Origin of the sequence: Actinomadura pelletieri DSM 43383, from assembly GCF_003634705.1 — a bacterium.
GTDB lineage: Bacteria > Actinomycetota > Actinomycetes > Streptosporangiales > Streptosporangiaceae > Spirillospora > Spirillospora pelletieri.
The window spans coordinates 317,082-339,126 of sequence record NZ_RBWU01000005.1 but is presented as its reverse complement, the minus strand read 5'-3'; the positions used below and the strand labels follow the sequence as shown (position 1 = coordinate 339,126).

Annotated in this window: 19 protein-coding genes; 5 read left to right on the top strand and 14 right to left on the bottom strand. The window is 70.3% G+C overall.

Features of this window, described 5'->3' with window-relative positions:
- The first annotated feature begins 4 nt into the window (after window positions 1-4).
- Window positions 5-526: a DUF6113 family protein gene (locus tag BZB76_RS23410; RefSeq protein WP_121436553.1), complete on the top strand. Its 522-nt coding sequence runs from the start codon at window positions 5-7 to the stop codon at window positions 524-526.
- Window positions 527-542: 16 nt separating this feature from the next.
- Here the strand turns inward: BZB76_RS23410 and BZB76_RS23405 are convergent, their stop codons facing one another.
- The 4 genes from BZB76_RS23405 to rocD all read right to left on the bottom strand — a co-directional run bounded on the left by BZB76_RS23405 (window position 543) and on the right by rocD (window position 5,217).
- Window positions 543-2,156, bottom strand: coding sequence for a DHA2 family efflux MFS transporter permease subunit (locus BZB76_RS23405; protein ID WP_121436552.1), 1,614 nt, complete (start codon window positions 2,154-2,156; stop codon window positions 543-545).
- Window positions 2,153-2,815 carry a PadR family transcriptional regulator gene (locus tag BZB76_RS23400; protein ID WP_121436551.1) on the bottom strand — a complete coding sequence of 221 codons (663 nt, stop codon included), beginning with the start codon at window positions 2,813-2,815 and terminating at the stop codon, window positions 2,153-2,155. Before BZB76_RS23400 ends, BZB76_RS23405 begins: the two co-directional genes overlap by 4 nt.
- Before the next feature lie 115 nt (window positions 2,816-2,930).
- Window positions 2,931-3,899: an LCP family protein gene (locus tag BZB76_RS23395; protein ID WP_121436550.1), complete on the bottom strand. Its 969-nt coding sequence runs from the start codon at window positions 3,897-3,899 to the stop codon at window positions 2,931-2,933.
- Between the two features lie 124 nt (window positions 3,900-4,023).
- Window positions 4,024-5,217 carry an ornithine--oxo-acid transaminase gene (rocD, locus tag BZB76_RS23390; RefSeq protein ID WP_121436549.1) on the bottom strand — a complete coding sequence of 398 codons (1,194 nt, stop codon included), beginning with the start codon at window positions 5,215-5,217 and terminating at the stop codon, window positions 4,024-4,026.
- A gap of 181 nt (window positions 5,218-5,398) precedes the next feature.
- Here rocD and BZB76_RS23385 point away from each other — a divergent pair, with 181 nt between their 5' ends.
- The 3 genes from BZB76_RS23385 to BZB76_RS23375 all read left to right on the top strand — a co-directional run bounded on the left by BZB76_RS23385 (window position 5,399) and on the right by BZB76_RS23375 (window position 9,430).
- Window positions 5,399-5,923: an Lrp/AsnC family transcriptional regulator gene (locus BZB76_RS23385; protein WP_121436548.1), complete on the top strand. Its 525-nt coding sequence runs from the start codon at window positions 5,399-5,401 to the stop codon at window positions 5,921-5,923.
- Between the two features lie 58 nt (window positions 5,924-5,981).
- The gene (locus tag BZB76_RS23380; RefSeq protein ID WP_246007137.1) at window positions 5,982-8,048 is read left to right on the top strand and encodes a M6 family metalloprotease domain-containing protein; all 2,067 of its coding nucleotides are present in this window, start codon (window positions 5,982-5,984) and stop codon (window positions 8,046-8,048) included.
- Between the two features lie 173 nt (window positions 8,049-8,221).
- Window positions 8,222-9,430, top strand: a complete 1,209-nt coding sequence (locus tag BZB76_RS23375) for a hypothetical protein (protein WP_121436547.1) — start codon at window positions 8,222-8,224, stop codon at window positions 9,428-9,430.
- Between the two features lie 2 nt (window positions 9,431-9,432).
- Here the strand turns inward: BZB76_RS23375 and BZB76_RS23370 are convergent, their stop codons facing one another.
- The 5 genes from BZB76_RS23370 to BZB76_RS23350 are packed head-to-tail and all read right to left on the bottom strand — an operon-like array spanning window position 9,433 to window position 16,132.
- Window positions 9,433-10,008, bottom strand: coding sequence for a TetR/AcrR family transcriptional regulator (locus tag BZB76_RS23370; protein WP_121436546.1), 576 nt, complete (start codon window positions 10,006-10,008; stop codon window positions 9,433-9,435).
- Window positions 10,009-10,054: 46 nt separating this feature from the next.
- Window positions 10,055-13,147: an SAV_2336 N-terminal domain-related protein gene (locus tag BZB76_RS23365; RefSeq protein ID WP_147449506.1), complete on the bottom strand. Its 3,093-nt coding sequence runs from the start codon at window positions 13,145-13,147 to the stop codon at window positions 10,055-10,057.
- On the bottom strand, window positions 13,137-14,111 hold the full coding sequence (locus BZB76_RS23360) for an AAA family ATPase (RefSeq protein WP_121436544.1): 975 nt from the start codon (window positions 14,109-14,111) through the stop codon (window positions 13,137-13,139). Before BZB76_RS23360 ends, BZB76_RS23365 begins: the two co-directional genes overlap by 11 nt.
- Window positions 14,112-15,785, bottom strand: a complete 1,674-nt coding sequence (locus BZB76_RS23355; RefSeq protein WP_170180713.1) for a VMAP-C domain-containing protein — start codon at window positions 15,783-15,785, stop codon at window positions 14,112-14,114.
- A 5-nt stretch (window positions 15,786-15,790) separates the two neighbouring features.
- Window positions 15,791-16,132 (bottom strand): CU044_2847 family protein, encoded by a 342-nt coding sequence (locus BZB76_RS23350; protein ID WP_121436886.1) that lies wholly within the window; start codon window positions 16,130-16,132, stop codon window positions 15,791-15,793.
- A gap of 99 nt (window positions 16,133-16,231) precedes the next feature.
- Between BZB76_RS23350 and BZB76_RS23345 the strand changes: the two genes are divergently transcribed.
- A complete protein-coding gene (locus tag BZB76_RS23345) occupies window positions 16,232-16,573 on the top strand; it encodes an MmcQ/YjbR family DNA-binding protein (RefSeq protein WP_121436542.1) in 342 nt (113 codons plus the stop codon).
- Here the strand turns inward: BZB76_RS23345 and BZB76_RS23340 are convergent.
- From BZB76_RS23340 to BZB76_RS23320, 5 genes are all read right to left on the bottom strand, one after another.
- Window positions 16,570-17,310 carry a GIY-YIG nuclease family protein gene (locus BZB76_RS23340; protein WP_121436541.1) on the bottom strand — a complete coding sequence of 247 codons (741 nt, stop codon included), beginning with the start codon at window positions 17,308-17,310 and terminating at the stop codon, window positions 16,570-16,572. The two genes, BZB76_RS23345 and BZB76_RS23340, sit on opposite strands and share 4 nt — an antisense overlap.
- A gap of 49 nt (window positions 17,311-17,359) precedes the next feature.
- Window positions 17,360-18,808 (bottom strand): hypothetical protein, encoded by a 1,449-nt coding sequence (locus BZB76_RS23335; RefSeq protein WP_121436540.1) that lies wholly within the window; start codon window positions 18,806-18,808, stop codon window positions 17,360-17,362.
- A gap of 223 nt (window positions 18,809-19,031) precedes the next feature.
- Window positions 19,032-20,687: a serine/threonine-protein kinase gene (locus BZB76_RS23330; RefSeq protein WP_121436539.1), complete on the bottom strand. Its 1,656-nt coding sequence runs from the start codon at window positions 20,685-20,687 to the stop codon at window positions 19,032-19,034.
- Entirely contained in the window at window positions 20,684-21,424 is a 741-nt protein-coding gene (locus BZB76_RS23325) for a hypothetical protein (RefSeq protein WP_121436538.1), read from the bottom strand. The genes BZB76_RS23330 and BZB76_RS23325 overlap by 4 nt, the downstream gene beginning before the upstream one ends.
- 23 nt (window positions 21,425-21,447) lie before the next feature.
- A complete protein-coding gene (locus tag BZB76_RS23320; RefSeq protein ID WP_121436537.1) occupies window positions 21,448-22,029 on the bottom strand; it encodes a hypothetical protein in 582 nt (193 codons plus the stop codon).
- Between the last annotated feature and the right edge of the window lie 16 nt (window positions 22,030-22,045).

Here is a 22,045-nt window from a genome sequence, read left to right as displayed (position 1 = left end):
GTTTGTGGACGACAACGACGAAACCCGGGTGAGCCTCGCCAAACAGCGGCTCTCCGCGGACGGCGAGCCCTCGCCGGGCGGGCCGCCGAGCGGTCCGGGGAACGCCGCCGCGTCCGACGCGGTGGTGACCGGGGCCGCCTACGCGGTCCTCGGGCTGTTCGGCGCCCTGTACGGCGTGGTCGGCTCGTTCGTCCAAATGTGGAGCGTGGAGCGGGTCCCGGTCGCGTCGATCGTGCTCGTTCTGGTGCTGTTCGCGGCGGTGTGGCTGGCCGGGTGGGGGATGGGCGGCCGCACCGGTCCCGTCGTCATCACGGTCGCGTGGGTGATCGTCGTCTTCGTCCTGTCGAGCGGGGGCCCCGGCGGCGACCTGGCCATGCCCGCGGAACTCAGCGACAGGACCAACTACGCCGGGTACGTCTACATCATCGGCGGTCTGACCGCGGCCGTGCTCGGGGTGCTGTGCGTCCGCCCGTCCGGGCCTTCGGGGCAGTGGCTCCTCGGCCGCGCGGGCCGCATCGAACGGTAGCGGCCCGCGCGTCCCCTCAGGTCGTGATGTGCTCCGGTTCCGCGTCGACGCCCGCGGGCGGCCCGGCCCGGCGGCCCCGCAGGGTCAGGCAGGCCAGGGCGCTGAGGAACATGACGCCGATCGGGAGCAGCATCGCCGGCTTCATGGCGTGCACGAAGCCGTGCGAGAACACCTGTGCGGCCAGTTCGTGGACGCGCTGCGCCACGTCCGGCGGGATGCCGGCAGGGAGCTGTTCCTTCGTGCCGGTCTGCCCGGCGCCGACCTCCAGACCGCCCTTCCCCGCGTCCGCGAAGCCCCGCACGAAGCCGGTGCGCACGTCCTCCGGAAGGGCCGACGCGCGCGTGGTCGCCTCGTCCCGCAGCGACGACGCCAGCCGGTTCTGCAGGACGGCGCCGACCGCGGCGGCGCCGAGCACGGAGCCGACCTGCCGGACGGTGTTGTTGACGCCGGACGCGGCGCCCGCGAGCCGGGGCGGGACGTGCCGGGTGGCCTCGGTCGCCATCGGCGCGAACACGCAGCCGATGCCGACGCCCGCGATGGCGAGCGGGACGACGAACGCGGTCCAGTTCGTGCCGACCTCGGCGACGGTCGCGACCCACAGCATCCCGGCGGCGTAGAGGGTGAGCCCCGTCATCAGAATGTACTTGCCGCCGAAACGGTCGGACAGGCGCCCGGCGACGGGCGCGAGGAACATCGACATGACCGAGGACGGCGCGAGCACGAGTCCCGCCTTCAGCGCGCTGAAGGCCAGCACCGACTGGAGGTAGATCGTCAACGGCAGGATCATGCCGACCATGCCGACCGACACGGCGGCGCCGACGAGGCTGAGGATCGTGAAGTTGCGGTCCCGGAACAGCGAGAACGGCACGAGCGGCTCCGCGTCCTGCCGGGTGCGCTGGTACGCCACGAACACCAGGAGCAGCGCGACGCCCGCGGCGATCAGTCCCCAGATCGTCGCGTTCCACTGGTGCTTCTGGCCCTCGGTGAGCGCGAACGTCAGACAGAACAGGGCGGCGGAGGCCAGCAGCACGCCGAGCAGGTCGAACCGGTGCCGGACGCCGGACCGTTCGCCCGGCAGGATCGGCACTGCCATGACCAGCACGAGCAGGCCGATCGGCAGGTTCACGAAGAAGATCCACCGCCAGTCGAGATGGGTGACCAGCAGCCCGCCGAGCGTCGGCCCGGTGATGGTGGACACCCCGGCGACCGCGCCCCAGACGCCGAGGGCGGTGCCGCGCCGCTCCGGCGGGAACACCCCGATGATGATCGACAAGGTCTGCGGCATCAGCAGCGCGGCGCCGAACCCCTGCACGGCACGGGCGGCGATCAGCTGGGACGGGTCCTGCGCGAGGCCGCACGCCAGGCTGGACAGCGTGAACACCACGACACCGGCGATGAACAGGTTCTTCTTGCCCCACAGGTCACCGAGTCGGCCCGCGGTGATCAGCAGGACGGCCAGCACCAGGACATAGGCGTTGACGACCCACAGCGCCTGGTCCAGCGACGCGTCCAGCTTGTCGATCATGCTGGGGATCGCGATGTTGACGATCGTCAGGTCGAGCAGTGTCATGAAGAAACCGAGCGACAGCGTCAGCAGGATCGCCCAGGGATTGCCGCGCCATCTGCTCATGTGGCCTCCCGGGCCGTCTCGGTCGGGTCGTCTTCGGTGGTGTCGTGGCCGGTGCGGTAAGGGGCGGGCATCGCGGGACGCCGAGCCGACTCCCCGTCGTCGTTCCAGGTGACGCGGCCGGACTCCAGGTCGTCGGCCAGCGCGCGGACGAAGTCGAGCTCGGCGCGGACCCGCGCGATCGACCATTCGTGGTCGAGGAGCTTGTAGCGTTCCAACCCGGACTTCAGCAGCGCCTCGTTCGCCGTCTGATGCCCGGCGAGCTTCGCCTCCAGGACGACGGCGCGGTGCCGGAGCTGCCGCGCCACCTCCTGCTCCGGCAACAGGTTGAGGAACGCCAGGGCCGTGCCGAACAGCGGGAACTCCGCGGTGGGCCGGGCCAGCAGCTCACCGAGCCGGAAGTTGGCGGCGTCCCGTCCGGCGGCGGTGATCGTGTAGACGGTGCGCTCGGGCCGCCGCCCCTCGCGGCTGGTCTCCAGCGGCTCGATCAGGCCCGCCGCGGCGAGCCGCTCCACCGAGTGGTAGAGCGCGCCGTGGGTGATCTTCACGGCTTGGTCGTAGGCGTGGTCGCGGATGCGCTGGCGCATCTCGTACGGGTGCATGGGCCCGTCGCACAGCATGCGCAGCACGGTCAGCGCGAGCGGGGTGAGCGGTCGGGACATCGGGGCGGCTTCCGGCTCGGGAGCGATTAGTCCACTTAGACTAATCCGTCCGGACGGATCCGTCACATCATTCTGTTGTTGGACATGTCACCCAGGTGGCCCTGAATATTCCGGCTCAGTGGACGGCATCGACCGAGTTGGCCTTGCCCTTGCGCGTCATGTACTCGCCGACACGGTCATCGCGCACGGCCGTGAACAGCTCCTTCACCCCGTTGTCGGCCAAGAGGACGACGCTCTGGTCGCCCCGCTTGGCCACGCCCGCCACGGGCGCGGTGAGGTACTCCATCATCGATGTCCGCAGCAGCCGGGTCGCCAGCCCGCGCAGTGTGCCGGACGACACCGTCTCGTCCACGGTCACCGAACGCGACGCCGCCCGCACGAACCGGTCGATCTTGATGGGATTGCGGGTGTCGAGCGCTTTGTCGGCGAGGGCGTGCAGGAACGCCTGCTGCCGCTTGATCCGGTCGAGGTCGCCGTTCGGGAGGTTCCAGCGCTGCCGGACGAAGTCCAGCGCCTCGACGCCGTCCAGATGCTGGCGTCCCGGCTGCCAGGTGCGGTTGTGCTTCGGGTCGTGGGTCCGCTCGATGATCGTCACGTCGACCCCGCCGAGCGCGTCCGTCATCTCCACGAACCCGTTGAAGTCGAGCGCGGCGTAGTGGTCGACGCGCACCCGCGTGAGCTGCTCCACGGTCCGGATCAGCAGCGGCGGCCCGCCGTACGCGAACGCCGCGTTGATCTTCGTGGTGCCGTGTCCGGGGACGGGCACCCAGCCGTCGCGGGGAATGCCGATGACCGACACCCGATCGCCGCGCCCGGACAGGTGCACCAGCATGATCGCGTCGGCGCGGGCGCCCATCGACGGCTGGTCCTCCCGCCGGTCGGACCCGATCAGCAGCCAGTTCTCGCCGCGTCCGCTGGACGAGGGTCGTCCGGCCCCGGTCGGCAGCGCCCCCGCGAGGCGCTTCACGTCCCCGTCGTACGCGCGCTGCAACAGGTACAGGCCGCCCCCGAGCAGCAGCAGGGCGCCCAACGCCAACGCTCCGCATCCGACGAACACCCGGCGCCTATTCCTGATCCGCAGCATGCGCCCACCGTGCCGCCGCCGCGGACCCCGCGGGCCGCGCCGCGCGGGCCGCAGACCACTCCTTGGGTGAGACTCGGGTTTGCCCTGACCGAAACGGCCCTGACCAGAGCGCCGCGGAGGGGGCTCAGCCCTTGAGGGCCGTTTCGAGTTGGTCGAGGGCCCAGTCGAGGTCGTCGCGCTCGATGATCAGGGGCGGGGCGAGGCGCAGCGTGGTCTCGTGGGTCTCCTTGACGAGGACACCGAGGTCCATCAGGCGTTCGCTGACCGGACGCGCCTTCCCGTGGAGTTCCACGCCCGCCCACAGGCCGCGACCGCGGATCTCGCGCGCCGTGCCGGCGGGCAGCCGGGCGAGCCGTTCGTGCATGTGCGCGCCGAGTGTCCTGGAACGTTCCTGGTATTCCCCGGTCTTCAGCATCGCGACGACCTCACGGCCGATGGCGCAGGCGAGCGGGTTGCCGCCGAACGTGGAGCCGTGCTGGCCCGGCCGGAAGACGCCGAGAACGTCCGCGTCCGCGACGACGGCGGACACCGGGACGATCCCGCCGCCGAGCGCCTTGCCGAGGATGTAGATGTCGGGGACGACGTCCTCGTGCTCGCAGGCGAACGTGGCGCCGGTGCGGCCGAGACCCGACTGGATCTCGTCCGCGATCATCAAAGTGTCGTTCGCGGTGCACAGGTCCCGGACCGCGCGCAGGAACCCGCTCGGCGGGACGTTCACTCCGGCCTCGCCCTGGATCGGTTCGATCAGCACGCCGACGGTGGAGCCGTCCATCGCGGCCTTGAGCGCCTCGACGTCCCCGTACGGAACGGTGCGGAACCCAGGCGTGTAGGGACCGTAGTCGTCCTTGGCATCGGCGTCGGTGGAGAAGCTGACGATCGTGGTGGTACGGCCGTGGAAGTTGCCCTCGAAGGTGACGATGTTCGCCTGGTTCGCCGGGACGCCCTTGACCTCGTACCCCCACTTGCGCGCCGTCTTCAGCGCGGTCTCGACGCCCTCGGCGCCGCTGTTCATCGGCAGGACCATGTCCTTGCGGCACAGTTCGGCCAGTTCGGTGACGAACGGCCCGAAGTTGTCGTGGTCGAACGCGCGGCTCACCAGCGTCACGCGGTCCATCTGCCGTTTGGCGGCCGCGGTGAGGCGCGGGTTGCGGTGCCCGAAGTTGACGGCCGAGTACGCGGCGAGCATGTCGAGGTACCGGCGCCCCTCGACATCGGTGATCCACACGCCCTCCGCCTCGGCGACCACGATCGGGAGCGGGTGGTAGTTGTGCGCGCTGTGCTCGTCTGACAGGGCTCGCAGTCTTTGGGTCGGCGTCACGACGCTCCTTCACGGCTCGGCCCGGGGCCGGACGGGTCCGGGCATGGCGGGGACACCGGACGGCGATCCGGTGTCGGAGGGAAGGGGCCGGGCGGGGCAGGTGGCCGCCGGTCCATATCCAGCGTATGTTCGGGATCGACCGTCGACCAATGACAAAAACCGACTTAGGGGGTGTTGTTTGTTGCGTCTTGATGAGCTGGACCGGCGGATCGTTGCATGCCTCCTGGAAGACGGTCGTGCCTCGTACGCGCAGATCGGCGCCGAGGTCGGGCTGTCGGCCCCGGCGGTGAAGCGGCGCGTCGACCGGCTCCGCGCGGACGGCGTCATCAACGGCTTCGCCGCCGTCGTCGACCCCGCCGCGCTCGGCTGGACGACCGAGGCCTTCATCGAGATCTTCTGCACGGGTGCGACGTCCCCCGAGGAGATCCACTCAAGCGTCCGGGGCCATCCGGAGGTCGTCGCGGCGTACACGATCAGCGGTGACGCCAGCGCCCTGGTGCATGTGCGGGCCCGCGACATCCAGCATTTGGAGCAGACCCTCGAACGGCTGCGCCGCGAGGACAACATCACGGCGACGAAGACGGCGATCGTGCTGTCCCGGCTGATCGGTCGGCCGCTCGACGCCCCGTCCGCCGACCGGCCTGACCTGGGTTCAGTGTCCGACATGCCAGGGCAAACAGTGATAGATCGGCTAAGTCGGCCGTAGCCGGACGTATCCCCCTTTCTCTACTTTTCTCCCGCAACCCACCAGAGGTAGGGGAGACATGCCCGCCAAGAAGATGCTGTTGGTGCCCGCGGCGGCGGTGGCGCTGGTCGTGGGACTCGCGGCCCTCCCGGCCGTCGCTCAGCCGACGCCCCCGATCCCGAAACCGACCGCCAACCCGTGGCAGATGCGGCACTGGCCGCAGACACAGCCGTGGCAGGAGACTCAGGCCTCCCCCCGCCGCTTCGCGCCCGGTGAGCCGAAACCCATCGACCCGCAGAACTACGAGCTCCCCGACACGATGACGTGGGACGACTACACGCAGATCCCGGGCACGACCTGGGCCGACCCGGCCCGGAAGGGGTCGGTGCGCAACTTCAACGGCGCGGTGGTGCTCGTCGACTACTCCAACCAGCCGTTCGCCGTGACCCAGCCGAAGAACTCCACGATCTTCGGTAACCCCGTCCAGGTCGGGGACGTGCCGCGCTCCCAGGTCGCGAAGTTCTACCAGGACTTCCTCAACAAGCCGCAGGCCCTCAACCACGGCCACACCCTCCACGAGTACTGGATGGAGGACTCGGGCGGCCGGTACGGCGTGAACCTTACGGCGTTCGGCGCGTACAAGATGCCCGCCAAGGACCACGAGTACGGCGTGGACAGCATGCAGGGCGGGACGGGCTGTCCCGCGGGCGACACGTGCAACCGGGACCTGCGCAAGGACGCGCGGGCGGCGTGGGTCGCCGACGTCGGTTCGGAGACGGCGAACAGGTTCGACTTCGTCTTCTACCTCAGCGCCGGGCAGGACGAGTCGTCCACCTGGCAGGAGTTCGGCGAGATGAAGTTCGGCACGAAGGAGAAGGTGCCGAGGGAGTGGGGGCCGGGCGACTCCAGGCTCACCAACTGGGTGCGGACCCGGTACGTCCCCTGGACGTCCTGGCAGGCCGGTTCCACGATCTGGCCGAACGCCGTCCCCGGCGAGTCGTCCACCCAGGCCGAAAGCTCCGGCATGTCGGTGTTCGCCCATGAGTTCAGCCACATTCTCGGCATCGGCGACAACTACAACAACCCGTACGGCGACCCGCCGCGCCGCGCCTACAGCGGGCCGTGGGAGATGCTGAGCCGTGGCACCTTCAACGGGCCCGGCGGACCGCACAGCCGCTGGACGATCCCGGCGACCGGCGGCGCGTCCATGGGCGCCCAGCACATGCTGCGCAACAAGTTGAAGCTGAACATCGTCGACCCGAACCACGTGCTCCAGCTCACCCGCGACGGGCTCGCCTCGTCCGGCATGGCGGTCGCGAAGGTCACGGCCCGCGCCGTCCAGCCCGGTCAGGGCGGTCTCTCGGGCATCAACCTGAAACTCGGCTCCGGCGGCGACAAGAGCCCGAGGTGCGACGCCCGCACCGACCCGCTGTGCGACGGCGGCGGCTACGAGAATTACACCCTCGAAGTCGTGGACCGGATGGGCACCGACTCCTTCACTCCGGACTCCGGTGTCCTGCTGGCGAAGACCAAGAACCAGGACGACGCCCCGTTCATCTGGGTCAAGGACGCCAACCCGCAGGACATCGACAAGGTCGACTTCGTCCTGCCGGACGGCACCCCGGTGAAGATGACGATCGGCGACTACCGCCAACTGTCGGACTCCCTGTACCACGCGGGAACCGGCTCGGGCAGCGAGTACGAGTACGTCGACCAGGCCAACCGGCTGCACTTCTACGTCCTCGACGTCCAGCGTGACGCGAAGGGCATCCTCTCCTACACGGTCGGCGTCCGGTCCCTGGACGGCGCCGGGTCGCAGCAGCGCGGCGTGCAGCTCGACGACGGCAAGGCCGAGCAGACCCCCGCGGGTTGGAAGAAGTGCACGCTGACGCTCCAGAACACGGGCAAGGGCGGCACCGGCCACTACGGCTCCGACGTGTTCCGGCTCAAGGCCGCCGTCGCGGGCGGCGGCTGGAAGACCTGGCTGCCGAACGAACTGGCCACCGCCCAGGCGGGGGCCGCGACGAAGGTCGAGGTGTGGGCGAAGCCCGACCCGGGCGCCAACCGCCTCGCGACCCTCCAACTGACGGCCACCTCGGAGAGCGACCGGTCGAAGTCCGACACCGGTTCCTGCGAGCTGCGCTGATCTGATCTCATGGGCGGGGCGGGCATCCCAGGGCCGCCCCGCCCATGACCCGCGTACGAGAACGACGGTTCCCCGTTCCCCGCTCCGGCGCCATGATCACCGAAAACTAAGTTGCCTTTTCCGAGGTCATGTCGTTGCCGACGGCGACGTCCGGCCGGGTTACGTTGCGGAATGTGATCATCTCGCAGCGTACGGCGACGGGGGTTCGCCGCAGGGACGTCGCGGCGCTCGCCGTGACCGTCCAGCTGGCAGTGCTCACGCCGGACGTCGCCCACGCGGCGCCCACGCCCCCACCGGCACCGGGCCTCCGCCAGTTCGACCTGCACCGCGGCCCCGACCGAAGCGTCCCCTTGCGTGCCCTCGACGGCAGACTCCGCCGGATCGACGTCAACGCGCTGCTCGGCTCGTCCGGGCACCGCGGGCTCGGCCGCGGCTGCGGCGAACCGGCCGCCGTACCCCCGGGCGCCCGCGTGCTCTGCTTCAACAAGGCCGACACCGAGACCAGGACCTGGCTGCCACAGGGCGTCACGAGCGTCTCGGACGCGACGGCGACCGAACGGTTGAGCGGCGGCGGACGGCCCCTCCTGGTGTCCTGGCACGACAGCGGCCGCATCAAGCTCACGTTCGTCGCCCCCGACCGGGGCGCGTACCGGCATGTCCTGCTCGTCCAGCCGACGATGAGGCGCGGACGGCCGACCTACTCCGACATCGACATCCACGCCGGGGGCATCGTCTGGTACGGCGACAAGCTGTACATCGCCGACACCCACCACGGCATCCGCGAATTCGACACGCGGCAGATCTACGACCTGAACGGCAGCAGGGCGGGCTCGACCGGCCACCCCGACCGGGTCGGCCTCCACGGCGACAAGTACTACGCCCACGGCCACCGCTTCGTCATGCCGCAGACGGGCGGCTGGATCTTCGCCCACGGCTGGCCGGGCCCCAGATGCGCGGGCTCCGGCCCGCTGCGCATGTCCTGGCTCGGGGTCGACCGCACCCTCCTTCGCCACACCCTCATCGCGGGCGAGTGGTGTCTCCCGAAGGATTCGCGCGGACGCGTCGTCACCTGGCCCCTCGGGGCGCTGTCGGGGCCCGGTGTCGTCCACGCCGACTGGTCCGACACCCTCCCCGGCGACAGGATCCAGGGCGGAGTCAGGACGCGCGGACACTGGTGGTTCACCCAGGGCCACGGCACGAAGCGCGGCAGACTCCTCAGCACCATCCGCGACCGACGCGACTGGGGCCGTGTCACCCACCGCACCATTTCCCACGGCCCCGAGGACCTGTCCTGTTACCGCGGCCAACACCTCATCTGGACGGTCGCCGAGTACGCCCGCAAACGCGCCCTGTGGGCGTTCCACGACGACTCCTGCGCCTGATGTCAGATGGCGTTCATGGCGGTGTCGGCGATCGCGGCCAGGGTCCGCTCGTCGGCACCGCCGCGCGCCGCGACCTGCATCCCGCTGACCGTCGTGACGACGAAGTGCGCCAGCGTCCGCGCGTCCTTGCCGGCGTCGATCTCACCGGCCCGCATCCCTTCCTCGATGGCGGCGGTCAGCGCGTCCAGCCGCCGCCGTAGATCCCGCTGCAGCCGCTCGGCCGTCGCCTCGTCGCGCGGCGCCATCTCCACCATCGTGTTGACCACCAGGCACCCGGCCGGGTCGTCGGCGTCGGGACGGACGGCCCAGTCCAGGATCGTCCGCAGCCGCTCCCGCACCGGGCGGGCGCCGTCCTCCAGAACCTCGATGATGTTGGCCGTCCTGCCGTCCATGTAGCGGGTCAGCGCCTTCTCGAACAGGTCGTGCTTGCTGCGGAACGTGTTGTAGATGCTGCTGCGCCCGAGGCCCGTCACCTCGCACAAGGTCTGTGTCGAGGTCGCCTCGTAGCCGTCCGCCCAGAACGCCCGCATGGCGGCCTCCACCGCCCGCCCCTCCTCGAACATCCTCGGCCGCGCCATAAGCCTCACCGTACCCGTTCTGGACAGCACGATCCAATACGGATGTTCACGCTCTCGGCGCCGTGTGCGCGACCTGGATGACCCGCCGCCGCCCACCCTGCACCAGCACGCCCCGTCCGACAGGCGCAGGCGAGGGGGCAGGGGCCGCCTGGTACAGCCTTGCCTCCTCGCTCTCGATGGAGCCCAGCAGAACCGCCGAACTTCCGCGCTGGTGAAGGATGGGAACCAGCGGATCCATGCGCTGGTCGGGGAAGGTGAGATGCCCTGCCAAAATCAGATGCGCCCCCCTGCCCAACATGGACCGCAGGGCCAGCGACAGGGACTCAAGCCCGACGTCGCGGTCGATGACGAACAGATAGACATCGGTGTTCGAAGAGGGGCTTATGGCCACCAGGCTCCCAAGAATCCCGACGAAATCCGAGGGTGAGTCCGTATAGGTGACCCGGGGTCCTACCGGCTCGGGGAAACCGAACTCTTCGGCGAGAGTCCAAATAATCCCGAAAGAGTCGAGGACATAGACGAAGGAGCGGTCGGACCCCGCAGTGATCCCTTCGATCAGCAGGCGTAGCAGGTTCGCGCGGCCGGATCCGTTCCGCCCCGTGACCAGGAGATGCGGATCCCAGTCGAAGTCCACGAAAACCGGCTTCAGCGTGTCGACCTCGAACCCGATCGGTATGCGTCCTCCGCTGGCAGCGGGGAGGGCGTCGGCATGCAGGCGGAGAGGCAACGAAGGCTTTCCGGGAAGACCGAACCTCCGGACCCAGGTGACGAAGTCGTCGACGACCTCTCGTGGCGGCTCGAGCGCGACTCGGAAACGCCGTGGAGCGCCACCGCCCGCCAGCAGGTAGGCCGTTCGCTCGTCGGGGAACGGCAGGGCAGCCTGTCCGAGCACACGTCGCAGTTCTGCGGGAGGAAGGCGACTCGCCGTGATGCGCCAGCCGAGCAACGGCAGGAAGCGGTTCCACATCGTGGTGTCCTCGACGGTCGCCGAGCTGAGCAGGAGTTGGACGCCGAGCGACCGTCCTCGCTGAGCGAGTGTGAGGAGCGCTTCACCGATCTCTCGTCGGCTGGACGGGAAGGTGAGCGACAGGTCGACCACGAGGAGGAGGCGCGGCTGTGTCTCCGACGTTGAGCGGGAGGCGACCGTGTCCGAGAGATATTCGATGAACTGCCGGAGGCTGTCCGGATGTCCGAGCAGTTCATCTTCGGAGTAACGGACGTGTGGCAGAGCGAGGGGTTCGCCGAGAGGGTGTTCCCCCAGGCCCGCGAAGGCGAAGGTGAGGTCCCACGGGGCATGGCCCCCGGCGAGCGCGAGGACGATGGCGCGTACGGCACGTTGTCGAGCCTCGGTTTCGCCCACGATCAGGCCATGAGGAATACCCGATGACAGGTCGAGCGGGTAAAGGGAAACGACGTTCCCCTCCGGGTCGTGGCCGATGGCGGGGTCACGAGGCATGGACGGCGGCAGGGACCACGCGTCACTGAAGGTCTGGCCGGGACCGACGCCGTTCAGCCCGAGCACGTCGACGTTCGTTGCTGACGGACGCCCCGACGGGGGTGGGCCCGCGTCGGCGAGCATCAGCCGGTCGTCCATGCCGGTGGGCAGGTCGGGAATGGCGGAGAGCGGGGGAGGTGCGAGGTGGGCGCGGGTCTCGGGGGTGACGAGGGCGAAGTGGTCGGTGTCCGCGGTGAGGGTGACGGGGCCGCCGTCGGCGGGGATGAGGGCGCGGAACAGGTCGGTGGACGTGCCCGCGCGGCGTTCGATCTCGGTGGAGACGGCTTCCAGGACGTGGCGCGTGTGCAGGGCCTCGGGACGCGGAAGAGTGTCCAGGAGGGCTTCGCGGGCGCCAGGGACGAACTCGTACCGGACGCCGCCGACGGGCCGCAGAAGTCCGCTCAGCAGGACCTCCGCGAGCTGACCCGGGCCCGAGCCGCCGAGGACGCGGTGCTGGATGAGGCGCATCACCGGCAGGGACGGGACGGAGACGGCGACGTGGGCCGCGAGTTCGGCGGCGGCCGGGGAGGCGGAGGCGAGGAAACGACGGACGCGCTCGGCGATCGGCAGTTCGCGTTCCCGCCGCAGCGGAGCGGCCCCGGACGGGCGGGCCGGGAACGACGCGACGGCGGCGGGCTGCGGGCCGGAGCCGGAGATGAGCCGGGCCCACGCGCCGAACCAGCGGGGCGCGACCTCCAGAACGGGCACGGGGACACCGGTCGCCGACGGGCCGTCGTACGGGGTGAAGCTCAGGTCGGTGTTCGGCGCGGCCGGGCGGGGGAGGGCGGCGACGCCGGGGACGGCGGGCGCGGCGGTGCGTCGCCAGAGACGTTCGGCGAGGGGCTGGAGGATCGCGGTGGGTCCGATCCGTGCCCAGCGGCGGACGGCGCGGGCGGCGCGTCCGTCCCACCAGTGCGGGCCGGAGCAGTCGGACAGGACCAGCACGGCGTGCCGGCCGGATCCGCCGAGGAGCGTCGCCGGGTCCCGGGGCGGCGAACCGGGGGCCGAGGTGATGCGGCCCGTGGTGTCGAGGTGGCTGAGGTGAACGTCCTGGAACGCGCCCTGCCGGAGCAGGACCTCGGTCAGTTCGCGGGCGAGGGGACGCCAGAGCCGCATCGTCGGGCCGGTGTCGACGACGAGGCTCAGCGTCAGCCAGCGTTCCGGCGCCGAGACGAGAACGGGCGTCCACAGACCGGTGTCGGCGACGCGGGCGGCGGTCGCGTCCTCGTCCAGCTCGAAACGGTGCCTGGACGGAACGCGGCGCTTGAGCGGACGTAACGCCCGCTGCACGCCGAGCGGGTTCGCCAGCATCGGCGCGGTCGGCACGAGCACCTCGACGGCCTCACCCACGGGTTCGACATCGGGCATACGAGGCGGAGAAGGCGGGGGGAGCAGCGGGACCAGGGGCAGGGGCGCGAGATCAGGCGCGGCGGGAGCACCTTCGGGAGCCGAGCGAGCGTCCCAGGGAGCGGGAGGCCGACCGGCGTCACCCCCGAACGGCTCCCTCACCTCCGAAGGGGCGATCGGAGGTCTCTTCTCCTGCGGGGAGAGATGGCAGGCGAGCCACAGCATCTCGCTGAGTTCGCGGGCGTCCGGGGGCGGGCCGATGGCCGACAGGGCCTTCCGGAGGCGGTCAATCGTCATCGATGGGCTCCGACAGGTACGGCATGATGCGGTCGGCCAGGGCCCGGCGGTCCTCGGTGGCGGCGTGGCGGCACAGGTAGACGGCGTTGAGGAGCTGGTCGGTCGCGAGGGTGCCGGACGAGGCGCGCTCGAAGAACCGGCGGACGAGGTCGTCGCTGTGATCGGCGAGCGGCCCCAGATGCTCCCGAACGATCGCCGCCAGCTCCGCCTCGTCCGACGGCTGCCGAAGCTCGACCGTGACACAGCGGCGCAGGAACGCGGGCGGGAACTCGCGTTCACCGTTGCTGGTCATCACCACCAGGGGGAACGCGTGGCAGCGGACCGTCCCCGCGGTGACCGTGACACGAGCGGCACCAGGACCGTCGGCGGTCATCACGTCGGCCATCGGGTCGGCGCGCCGGGCCAGTTCCGGTATCTCGTACTCGCCCTTCTCGAAGATGGTGAGCAGGTCGTTGGGCAGGTCGATGTCGCTCTTGTCGATCTCATCGACGAGCAGGACGCGCGGCCGTTCGTAGGGGAGAAGCGCGGTGCCCAGGGCGCCGAGCCGGATGTAGCGGCCGATGTCCTCGTCGGCGGGCGTTTCGTCGCGTCCGGCCGCGTACAGGCGGGTCAACGGGTCGTACTGGTAGAGACCGTCGCGCAAGGTCGTCCGGCTGGTGATGGGCCAGTGCAGGACGGGCCCGAGCCCCAGTTCGTGGGCCACCGCATACGCGAGCGTCGATTTCCCGGTGCCGGGCGGCCCGGTCACCAGCAGCGGACGCCGCAGATACAACGCGGCGTTGACCTGCTGGACGGCGTCGTCCGAGGGTCGGTACGTCGTCGCCTGGTGCGCGTTGCCCGAACCGCCGGAAGGGGACGGCAGGAGGGGCCCGCCGTCGAACACCCGCCAAGGCGGCGGCGGAGGAAGCCGCGTGATGCCGTCGTGCGGAGGACGGCTCCCTGTATAGAGCAGCCAGTCGGGCATCTAGACCTCCATGGCGAGCGGGGGATCGGGGAGTCGGGACGGGTCGTCCCAGAGCAGGGTCAGGTCGCGCCCGCAGTGCGGGACGTCCTGGGGTGCGATCAGCGCGTCCTTGCGGAGGGCGAACGCGACCTTGGGCAGGTCGCCGGGGTGCTGGTCGCCCACGGCGGCGGTGAGCGCGTCGAGGACGCGGCGCCCGCGGCAGTCGCCGTGGGTCGTCGCGTCGCACGGCGTCCGCGTCCACAGCATGACCGGGATGCCGTTGTTGAGCGCCGCCGTCAACCGGCTCTTCACCGGACGCGACCCGTACACGAGCACGCAGAAGTCGACGTTGGCCTCCAGCCAGTCCTGGAAGTCCGGGCCCCGGCGGGGTTCGTCGCAGCGGATCGGGTGCGGGTCGCTGCGGCCCCGCGCGGTGAGCAGCTTCCACCGGTGGTGGGCCTGGTCGCGACGGATCGAGTCGGGGCGCAGCCGGTTCACGTCCCGCACGACCACCGGACGCTGCCGCATCCGGATCCTGTTGCGCGCGTCGAGGTACCACCGCTCGAACGGTTTGCCGAGCCAGCTCTCCGGCACCGCGAACTCGATCATCCAGTCGTGCCCGTACAGCGTGGGCACCATCGCGGCGACGCCCTCCTCGACCGCCCGCTGCACCCGTCCCTCCGGAACCCGCACGGTCGGCCGCGACGGGCCCTCGGCGCCGTCGATCCATGTGTGGACGGTGACGTCGACGGCCTTGTCGAACACCGCCCGCTCCAACCGGACGATCACCGACGCGGGCGTGGAGAACGCCGGGTCGGCGGGCCCGGCGCCCGGCAGGTGCCGCGCCGACCAGTCCGCGAGCCGCGACCGTGTCGCCTCGGGCAGGTGCCGCCCGAGCATCGCCAGGTATCGGACGAGGCGTTCCTGCGGCCACCCCTCCGCGACGTACCGCACCGACGCCCACGCGGACCGGAACTCCTCCGACACCGGACGGCCGACCGCCCGCTCCAGGCCGGAGCCGAGCGGTTCGGTGAAACGGACGCCGTCGAGCAGGCCGCGCAGCTCGCGGCGCGCCTCCCCGGTCGTCCACCGCAGCGGCAACAGGTCGTCCAGTGCCTCCCAGTACTCACGGATCTTGGTGAGGGGAAGCATCCAGCCGAGTTCGGCGCGGTCGTCGCCGCGGAGTTCGGCGTTCGTCACCATGCCGATGACCTCGCCCGTCGCCGTGTCGTACACGGCGGAGCCGCTGTAGCCCTGCTCCAGCCACTCGCCCGGCGCGGTTTTGAGCTCCCACCACTCCTGCCGCATGGCCCGGTACCGCGACGTCGTCACCGTCGCGTGCCGCTCGTTCTGGTCGCGCCGCCGGGGGAAGCCGCACACGCCGAGCGGCCGGCCGTCCACCGGACGTTCCCGCAGGTCGTCGGGCGCGGCGAGACGGGCGGGCGTGTACGGCACCGGCTCGGGTAACTCCAGGACGGCGACATCGCCGGGATCGCCCGCCCGCTCCCAGACGCCGCACCGCACCACCCGGGCGGGCAGACCCTCCAGAAGCCCCGGGAAGCCGACACGCGCCTCGTCCAGCCCCTGCACGGTGTGCGCGCAGGTGAGAAGCCGGGTCTCGGTGACGAGGAACGCGGCGCCGATCTTGCCTCCCGCCGGGCGACCGACCCACGCGCGCCACTGCCAGCCGTCCACTCCGGCTACGCCCCCTCCGGGGCCGCTCCGGTTCCCGGACGTCCCCAGACCAGCTTGACCTTGAGGTGCCCCTCGACGGACGTCTTGGCGATGACGGCCCCGGCCGCCGCGTTGAGCTTGACGCCGAACTCCAGCTCGACCGCGTCGGGGTTCAGGTCGCCGCCGCGCAGTGCCGCGAGCGCGGACTCCGCGGCGTCCCGGACGTCCTGGAACGCGTCCTCGAACCTGCGGGCCGCGTCATGGACGATCCCGGCCCCACGTGACACCGAGTCGAAGCCCGGTTCCGTGTCGTCGGTCTCGACGACCACCGTCCCGTGCTCGGTCTGCCAACGCACCAGTTCGTTCATCGACCGCCCCTTCGCCACGGAAATCTATCAAGGTCATGCGTTCCGTGATGGTTTGCTGGAGGGAAGCGGCCATGCCGGACACGGCCACAGGAGGACACGATGATCACTGTTGACCAGGTACGGGCGCTCGCGCTGACGCTGCCGCGCACGTCCGAGCACCTCATCAGGGACAGGGTGAAGTTCCGCGTCGGGGCGATCGTCTACGTCGCCTTCTCCCAGGACGAGACCGTGATGGGCTTCGCCTTCCCGAAGGAGGAACGCGCCGCCCTCGTCGACTCGGAACCCGCGAAGTTCCACCTGCCCGGCGAATCCGACCTGCGCTTCAACTGGGTGCACGCCTGGACCGCCGCGCTCGACGAACCCGAGATGCGCGAACTGGTCGTGGACGCGTGGCGCATGGTCGTCCCGAAGAAGGTCGCCGCCGCCCGGCTCGGCTCCTAGTGCGGCGGCGGCATCGGGTCGATGGCGTGGTCGACGTCGCATCCGGCCTCGCCGATCATGCGTTGCGCCCTCGACGGCACCCACACGGACGTACTACCGGGCGCGACACGGATCAGGACGCAGTCGAGCGCGTCCGCGAGATACGGCTTGATCCACAGCAGACCGCCCACCACATCGCCCTTGACCTTGAACTCCCGATGGATGGCCGGGTCGAGACGCACTGAGCCGACGGCCTTCCGAACCTCCGCAACGTCCACGCGGCCCCCGACCGGTACGCGTGGCAGCGCCTCCTCAAGCCGATCGACCGGAATCTCCGGCGTCTTGGGCCACGGTTCGAACGTCCGCGGGCCTCCGGGAGGACACGTCACGTCACGCGGCTCGCCGTCGCCCACGTCGGCGCTCGTCGCGAACCGCAGCTCGAAGCAGCGCATCACCGTGACCTGCTCGCCCGGGACCCACCCGCCCTTCAACGCGACCCCGGACACGCGCACCACGACCCGTACCCCCTCCCCTGCGGTCGTCCGGCCGGTGAAACTCATGACCTCCACGCCGTTCAGGTCCGCGACATTGTGCGCGACGAACTCCGCGGGGTAGACGCGGGCGTTGTAGATGTAGAACCGCTGGGCGACCTCACGGGCGTTGTCCCGCGCGTCCTCGACGGCCCGCGCCTCACCCGAGCCCGCCGAACCACACCCCGTCGCCAGCAGCCCCATCAAGAGGATCACGATCACGCGCATACGAACCATGATCGAGACGCCGGTCCCGGGCCGATATCCGCGTTCGTACTCAGTTCCGCGGTACGGCGGGCGTGGCCGAGGTGGGTTCCTCCGCGTCCGGTGTCTTCCCGGCCGGTTCGCCCCCGGCCCGGCCGCCGGACGGGAGCGGACGTCCCCACGCCATGGCCGCCGCGAAACACGCGAACGGCAACGCGGGCAGCAGATAGCGGTAGTCGAAGTCGACCGTGACGGGCGGAACGGCCAACAGCGTCACGCTCGACGCCCAGAACAGCGCCGTCCGTGCGCGCGCACGACGCAACACGATCCCGGCCGCGCCGGCGAGCAGCACGAGACCCAACACCGTGCCGGGCACCCGCACACGCTCCTGGTAGCCGCGCATGACGCCCGCGTACGGCTCCACGATGTGGGTGCGTCCCGTGCCGTGCGCGTACTCGCGCACCACCGTCCGCCGGTCACCGCCTCCGTACACGGGCAGTTCCGGCTTCTGCGCGGTGGGCCGCGTGGGGAAGTGGTACCTGGCCTCGGTGCCGATCGTTGGATAGCGGCTGCGCTGCCACGAGAACGTCCGGACGAAGAAGTCGTACGCCACGACCCGCGCGTAGTCGAGCGGCTGGTTGCCGATCGCCCAGAACGCGAACCGCTGCGCGTCCGCGTTGGTCTTCTCCCCGAACGCCTCCCCGTCGGAATAACCGGTCGGCGAGTTCTCCGCCCAGATCTGGTGGGACGAGGCGGGCCGGTCGTCCTTCGGCCCGTGCGGGCACAGCCGGGCAAGGTCCGGGGGCGGGGTGAACTCGGCGCAGTCGGCGAACGCGGCCGTTCTACCCCACAGGAAGATGCCGTCCACCCCGGTCATCGCGAACCGGCCGTGCTCCTGCTGGTACCACGTCGCATAAGCGCCCACGGGCGCGACGAACGTCACCGCCAGCGCCACGTAGGCGGGCCACCGCGTCCGCCGGACCAACAGGTACAGCACCACGATGAGGAACAGGGGCATCCCGACCGTCCGCGTGACCGACGCCACGCCGAGCATCGCACCGACCAGAGCGGCCCGCCGCCACCCCGTCGCCCCCGGCTTCGCCAGCACCAGCATCGCCCCGAACGCCAGGACGGTGAACAGCGTGTCCGACAGCAGCAAATGTTCGAGTTCGATCTGGTAGGAGTCCAGCAGCACCGGCGTCACGGCCACCGTCGCCCACGCCCGCCGCACGTCGAATTCGCGGACCAGCATCCGGTACCCGACCACCGCCAGCCCGACGATCGCCGCGTGCTGCAACGCCGTGACCAGCACCAGGCTGTGGAACGGCTTCAACCCCCAGAGGAACACCCCGTAGCCGGACGGCCGGAGCGGATGCGGAAACGGGTCGTTGGCGACCCGCAGGAAGTCGTAGCTGTCGTTGAACCACAGCACGCTCTTGAACCCCAGCATGGTGAGCACCCGAAGCACCACGCCGACGAGGAGCACGACCGCGAACGCCCGGTTCCCCCTGACCGCGCCCATGACGGCGTCAACCGTGCGACGGCGGTCTTTCAGAGGGGAGAGCAACACCGGGACCCTAACTGTGGGACGGGCGGGCGGGACTCCATCCTGCGCCGACCGGGGATCGGCCGCGTCACGCCGGGGGCGGGAATCCTGGGCTCGTCACGTCCCTCCGCCCACACATCGGCCGAGATCCTACCAGCGCCCCCGCGGACGGAGCGGACCTAGCCGTCCAACACCTCGATCACGGGCAGCCTTCCGTCAATGGTGCCCCCGCCGCCTCCGGCGGTATCGGAGTCTCGCCCTGGAGCGTAGACGTGATCTTCATGGGTACTCGTGGCGTCACCAGGTACTTCCCGGGCGGCAGCAGGTCGTGTTCGGGAAGGACGATCCTGAGAGTCGACGTCCAACTGCTCATGGTGGCGCATTCTGACTGAACGAACGGCTGGTGTTCGCCGGTCGTCTCTTCGTCCGCCGGGAGGACGATCGCGTTCGTCGTCTTCTGCGGTATGTCATTCCGCTTGACCGGAGGCATGCGATAGAAGCCCAAAGCCGCCGGGCTCTTCAATCCGTCGTCGAGGCCGATGCCCCACTTGTAGAAGTGAGTCTTGGGCGAAGGCGTACCCACCCCGAAGCACTGGCGTCCGCCTCCGGGCGGGTAGTAGACGCCCTCGGGCGTACGGGCTCGGAACCGCTCCACAAGACGGACCTCGGTCCCGGGCTTCGCCCTGGCGGGTGTCAGCGTGTATTCGAGTTTTATGTAGGGGGTCTCGGAGGCGGGCATGTGGGCTTGTTGAAGGAGGACGCCGGGCTTCTTGAAGTAGGCGTGAACTCCGGCGCGACTCGTCCCGCCTACCCCGGGGCCGGGCCAGAAAAGCCATACCGCGAGCACGGTACCGACCCCCATGGCCCCGATGCCCGCCGCCGCCTTCGCGCCGCCGATCTTGGCCAGAAAGCCCTTGGACACGGGAGCGACCGTGTTGGCCACGCCCGTCGCCGCGGAGGTCGCGACGGAGGTCGGGAACGCGCTCGCCAACACGGCGAGACCCACGGAGGCGGCCACGGTGCCGAGCGCGATCATGCCGCGCCGCTCCCATTCGGCCCCGTAGGCGCGAACGGCGATCGCCTCGAGTTCGCTGACGAACTGGTGGGCGCTGTTCACACGTTCGGAAGGACGCCTTGCCAGTCCGCGGAGGACCAGCGGGCGCAGCGGATCGGGCACCCGGTTCAAGGGGATCGGGCCGACGGTGTGCGCGGTCCTCAACTCCTCGACCGTCGTGCCCCGAAAGGGTTTCTCTCCGCTGACGGCCTCGACGAAGACGCAGGTGGCGGCGTAGAGGTCGGTCGCGGGTGTGGCGGGTTCGCCCTCCCACTGTTCCGGCGACATGTAGGCGGGAGTGCCCGCCTGGCCGCCCTGTCCGACGAGGACCGCGATCCCGAAGTCGATGAGCTTGCTCTGACCGTCGTCCTGGACGAGTACGTTCGCGGGCTTGTAGTCGCGGTGCACGACACCGACGGCGTGGGCCGCGGCCAGGCCGAGGAGCGAGCCCTTCAATATCGCCAGGGCGGCCTCAGGGGTCAGCGGGCCGCCAAGCTCGTCCAGGACCTTGCGGAGCGGGCGTCCTCGCACGGCCTCCAAGATGATCGCCGCTCCCCAGGGGGACTCGCGGTAGTCCAGTAACCGCGCCACGTGCGGATCGACCACGCGTCCAAGGATCTGCACCTCCTGCCGGAAGGTGTCCCGCGCGGTCGAGTCGCCGAGCAGACCGGCGGTGAGGTACTTGATCGCCACCGGCGTCCCGCTCGACTCGTGTCGCGCGAGCACGACTTCACCCTGTGCCCCCGTCCCGAGCTTCGCCAGTTCGACGAACCCGGGCAACCGATGCTCGCGCGGGATCACTGACCGGTGTTCGTCTGTATCTCGGAGACGACGAGCGGTGTCGGCTGCGAAGTCATGGTCATGGTTCCGAGGTCGCCTCCCCGGGGGTTGCAGGCGGGCCCGTCACAGCTCCAGGTGAGATTCCAGGTGATGGTGGCGGTGATCTCGTACTTCCCGCCGGGTTGGCCCGCGGACGCGCGTTTGTAGGTGTAGTTGCAGGTACTCCCGTCGCGGCTTCCCGCGCTGTCGCAGGTCTTCTTGCCTTCGCCCATGTTCCAGGTGACGGACTTGGGCTGCGCGGTGGCCTGGATCATTTGGCCGCCTCCACCGATCGGGCGCGTCCTGACGACGTCGAAACCTTCGACCCAGAGCGCCGTCCGTACGCTGACATAGGTCTTGCCGTCCGGAGCGGTGTGCACGATCGGAATGGGCAGCGCGGCGGAACTGCGCGCGGCCGCGACCCAGTCGAGGGTGGTCGGGACGGCCGCCGGGGGCGGGCCACCGGTGTCGGCGGGCACGAACCCCTGGGCCTCGTTCTCCGTCAGGCCCTCGGGCGGTGGAGGTGCCACGGGGCCCGAGTTCCCACCGGAGCCGCCTCCGCCGTTTCCTCCGGAACCGCTGCCCTTGTCCGACCAGTTGCAGGTAAGGGCCTTGCAGGGAGCGGCCTGGGCGGGGACGGCGGTGAGGAAGGACGCGGTCAGGATCGCCGCGCCGAGCGCGACGGACGATACGCGGCGGCTGGGGGTGTGGGGAGACATCACGTGTCCTTCCCTGCGGACCGTCAGCATGGTTTGTCCCGGACGGTGGCGGCGACCTTCCAAACTCCGGAGTCGTACTGGACCGTCGCCCGGTACACGTAGGCACTGCCAGGGCCGCCGTCGAGGCGTCTGCCCGTTTTCGCGGAGAAACGGAAGGCGGCGAGAGTGCGGACGCAGTCGATGACGTAGACCTTCGTGCTGTCCTTGGCGCGGGCGTAGACGCGGGGGTTGAGCGTGTTCGTGAAACGCCAGATCTCGCCCTTGGCCTTGGTGGCCTGCACGTCCCTGGTGACTTGGCCGAGAATCGGGTCCATCGCGACGGTGGGGAGGTCGGTGGGGTCGTTGGTCTCGTAGGCCTTCTGGTAGGCGGCCTGGTAGGCGCGGTAGCGGTTGAGGACCGTCTGATAGAGCTGCTTCGGTGGGATGGCGGAGGGCGGGGCGGCGGCGGGTGCGGCGGCCGGGGCGTCGCTGAGGGTGCCGTTGGGGGCGAGTTGGCCGCCGGAGGACGAGCCGGACGAGCCGCAGCCGGTGAGCAGACCCCCGGTGAGCAGGCACAGGGTCAGCACGGCTCCCGGTGCGGGGGGACGGACCAACCGGTCGCGCATCGTCATCCCTGAGCGG

Bases quoted from the DNA above. Each gene is read 5' to 3' on its own strand.
- BZB76_RS23405 (WP_121436552.1), bottom strand. From the start codon at position 2,156: ATGAGCAGATGGCGCGGCAATCCCTGGGCGATCCTGCTGACGCTGTCG.
- BZB76_RS23400 (WP_121436551.1), bottom strand. From the start codon at position 2,815: ATGTCCCGACCGCTCACCCCGCTCGCGCTGACCGTGCTGCGCATGCTG.
- BZB76_RS23395 (WP_121436550.1), bottom strand. From the start codon at position 3,899: ATGCTGCGGATCAGGAATAGGCGCCGGGTGTTCGTCGGATGCGGAGCG.
- BZB76_RS23380 (WP_246007137.1), top strand. From the start codon at position 5,982: ATGCCCGCCAAGAAGATGCTGTTGGTGCCCGCGGCGGCGGTGGCGCTG.
- BZB76_RS23370 (WP_121436546.1), bottom strand. From the start codon at position 10,008: ATGGCGCGGCCGAGGATGTTCGAGGAGGGGCGGGCGGTGGAGGCCGCC.
- BZB76_RS23365 (WP_147449506.1), bottom strand. From the start codon at position 13,147: ATGACGATTGACCGCCTCCGGAAGGCCCTGTCGGCCATCGGCCCGCCC.
- BZB76_RS23360 (WP_121436544.1), bottom strand. From the start codon at position 14,111: ATGCCCGACTGGCTGCTCTATACAGGGAGCCGTCCTCCGCACGACGGC.
- BZB76_RS23350 (WP_121436886.1), bottom strand. From the start codon at position 16,132: ATGAACGAACTGGTGCGTTGGCAGACCGAGCACGGGACGGTGGTCGTC.
- BZB76_RS23345 (WP_121436542.1), top strand. From the start codon at position 16,232: ATGATCACTGTTGACCAGGTACGGGCGCTCGCGCTGACGCTGCCGCGC.
- BZB76_RS23340 (WP_121436541.1), bottom strand. From the start codon at position 17,310: ATGCGCGTGATCGTGATCCTCTTGATGGGGCTGCTGGCGACGGGGTGT.
- BZB76_RS23335 (WP_121436540.1), bottom strand. From the start codon at position 18,808: ATGGGCGCGGTCAGGGGGAACCGGGCGTTCGCGGTCGTGCTCCTCGTC.
- BZB76_RS23325 (WP_121436538.1), bottom strand. From the start codon at position 21,424: ATGTCTCCCCACACCCCCAGCCGCCGCGTATCGTCCGTCGCGCTCGGC.
- BZB76_RS23320 (WP_121436537.1), bottom strand. From the start codon at position 22,029: ATGCGCGACCGGTTGGTCCGTCCCCCCGCACCGGGAGCCGTGCTGACC.